This window comes from Embleya sp. NPDC001921, assembly GCF_053594475.1.
The window spans coordinates 1-3,102 of record NZ_JBSFEO010000139.1; the positions used below are offsets into that span (position 1 = coordinate 1).

General features: G+C 69.5%; 2 protein-coding genes. Both read right to left on the minus strand.

What is annotated here, in order from left to right; translation table 11 throughout:
* The coding region (locus ACWCPW_RS51740) for a condensation domain-containing protein (RefSeq protein ID WP_449768641.1) at positions 1–1,319 on the minus strand (1,319 nt) is incomplete at its 3' end.
* Positions 1,316–3,102 (minus strand): amino acid adenylation domain-containing protein (locus tag ACWCPW_RS51745; protein WP_449768642.1); only part of this gene is annotated, 1,787 nt, incomplete at its 5' end. The genes ACWCPW_RS51740 and ACWCPW_RS51745, both read right to left, overlap by 4 nt.

A 3,102-nucleotide genomic window follows, 5' to 3' on the forward strand; every position in this document is an offset into this window, starting at 1 on the left:
GCCGAGAGCCGGACACCCGGGTCGTCGGCCACCGCGCGCAGCACACGCGCCAGTCGGTCCGAGACCGCCGCAACCGATGCCGCGTCGAACAGATCCGCGGCGCCGGTCAGACCCCCCGACAGGCCGGCCGGGCGACCGCGCCGGTCCACCTCCTCCGCGAGGATCAGTTCCAGGTCACACTTCGACGCCGGACGCATCCCCGCGACGCTCTCGACCTCCACCCCCGCGAACGCGAGCCCGGCCCGCTCCGTGTTCTGGAGCGTCAACATCACCTGGAACAGCGGATGCCGCGCCAACGACCGCGCCGGCGCCAACTCCTCCACCAACCGCTCGAACGGCACATCCTGATTCCCGAACGCAGCGAAGCCGGCGTCCCGAACCCTGCCCAGCACCTCACGGAAGGTCGGATCTCCGGACAAGTCTGTGCGGATCACCAGATTGTTGACGAAGCACCCGACCAGCTCCTCCAGCCCTTCGTCCGTCCTCCCCGCCACGGCCGACCCGATCGGGACGTCCGTACCGGCACCCAACCGCGACAACAACACCGCCAACGCCGCCTGAAGGACCATGAACACCGTGGCGCCTTCGGCTCGCGCCAACACCGCCAACCGAGCGTGCAGTTCGGCCGGGATCTCCAGCGGCACGTTGTGACCGACATGACTCGCCACCGCCGGGCGGGGCCGGTCCACCGGGAGTTCGAGCTCCTCCGGGGCGCCCGCCAGCGCATCCCGCCAATACGTCACCTGACGCGACAGCACGCTGTCCGAGTCGTCGGCATCGCCGAGCAACTCCCGCTGCCACAGCGCGTAGTCGGCGTATTGCACCGGCAGCGGCGCCCACTCCGGCGCTCGTTGCCCACACCGCGCGGCGTAGGCGACCGAGATGTCCCGGCCCATGGGCCCCCACGACCAACCGTCACCCGCGATGTGGTGCACCACGAGAACCAGGACGTGTTCCTCGGGCCCGACCGGGAGCAGGGAGGCCCGAAGGGGCGGCTCGGACGCCAGGTCGAAGGCGTACTCACCCACCCGGCGCACCTCGTCGGACAGATCCGCCGTGTCGACCGGGCCCATCACCTGTAGTTCCCAGCACAGCTCCTCCGGCTCGAGGATGCGCTGGAAGGGCTCGCCGTCCGCGACGTCATAGACGGTGCGGAGCACTTCGTGACGTACCACGACGTCCCGCAGCGCCGCCGACAGCGCGTCACGATCCAACCGTCCGGTCAATCGCAACACCGCAGGGATGTTGTGTGCCGGATTGGGCCCTTCGAGTCGGCTCAGGAACCACAACCGTCGCTGCGCGAATGACAACGGAATCATCGGGGCTCCTCTGGTCTACGCATGGGCCGCAGTACCGGCCGCCGACCTGATGTCTGATTGCCGATCCGACCCGCGAGCCCGGCGACCGTGGGTGCCTGGAAGAGCGCGCGGATCTCCAGCTCGACGCCGAGCGTGCTGCGAATCCGGGAAACGAGCCGAGTGGCGAGCAACGAATGGCCGCCGAGCTCGAAGAAGTTGTCGTCGATCCCGACGGCATCGCGCCCGAGCACCTGGGCGAAGGCCGCACACAGGGTCTCTTCCTGCGCCGTACGCGGTGCCCTGTACGCGGTCGCGGCGAAGTCTGCCGCCGGGAGTGCCTTGCGGTCGAGCTTGCCGTTGCTCGTGAGCGGGAGGGCGTCCAGGACCACGACGGCGGCGGGGACCATGTACTCCGGCAGCCGCGACGCCGCGAACCGCCGTACGTCGTCGGGCAGGTCGTCATCGGACGCGTCGCCGTCCCGGGCCGGGACCACGTAGGCGACCAGGTGCGTACCGGTGGCCTCGTCCACGCGCGCGACGACCACCGCTTGGGCCAGACCCGGATGAGCGAGCAGGGTCGTCTGCACCTCGGCGGGTTCGATCCGGAAACCCCGGATCTTGACCTGATCGTCCACCCGACCCGCGAACAACACCTGACCGTCACGGGTCCAACGCGCCCGGTCGCCGGTGCGATACATGCGCTCGCCCGAGCCGAACGGACACGCCACGAAACGCTCACCCGTCAGCCCGGGGCGACCGACGTAACCCCGCGCGAGCTGCACACCCGCGAGGTACAACTCACCCGTGACGCCGGGTGGGACAGGCGCGAGACGATCGTCCAGGACGAAGACCCGCGTGTTGTCGATGGGTGCACCGATCGGAACCGACACGCCTTCCCAGCCGGGGGCGCAATGCCATGCCGTGACGTCCACGGACGCCTCGGTCGGGCCGTACAGGTTGTGCAGTTCCACGCCGTCGAAGAGCGTGTGGAAGCGGGCCTGGGTCTCCACCGACAGCGCCTCGCCGCTGCACACCACCAGGCGCAGGTCCTGCGCGCACGCGGCGGCGGACGGCTCCTCCAGGAACGCGTCCAGCATCGAGGGCACGAAGTGCATCACCCCGACCCGCTGCTCGCGCACCAACGCGGCCACATACACCGGGTCGCGGTGGCCTCCGGGCCGGGCGACCACCATCGTCGCGCCCGATATCAACGTGGCGAACAGCTCCCACACGGAGACGTCGAACACGAACGGCGTCTTGAACATCACCCGATCACCGACACCGAACCCGTACCGGCCCCGCATCCACACCAGGCGGTTCACCACACCGACGTGCGGCACCACGACACCCTTGGGCACCCCGGTCGAACCCGACGTATAGATCACATACGCCGCGTTGCCGCCGGTCAGCGCACCACCACGCTCGCAGTCGCTCAGCGTGCCGCCGGCAAACCCGGCCACCCGCGCCACGACCTCGGGGTCATCGACGATCAGGACCGGCGCCGGTGAAGGGGTGTTCGACACCGACGACGCCCACGTCCCGTCGGTGACAACCAGCGCCGGGCCCGCGTCCCGCAACAGGAGTTCGACGCGCTCGGTCGGGTACTGCGGGTCGATCGGGAGATACGCGGCGCCCGCCTTCAACACCGCCAACAACGACACGACCAGATCGATCCCGCGCTCCAACACCACCGCGACAACCGACTCCGGACCCACCCCCGACCCCACCAAACACCGCGCAAGCCGATTCGCCCGCACATCCAACTCCGCGAACGACAACCCCACACCCTCGAACACCACCGCCA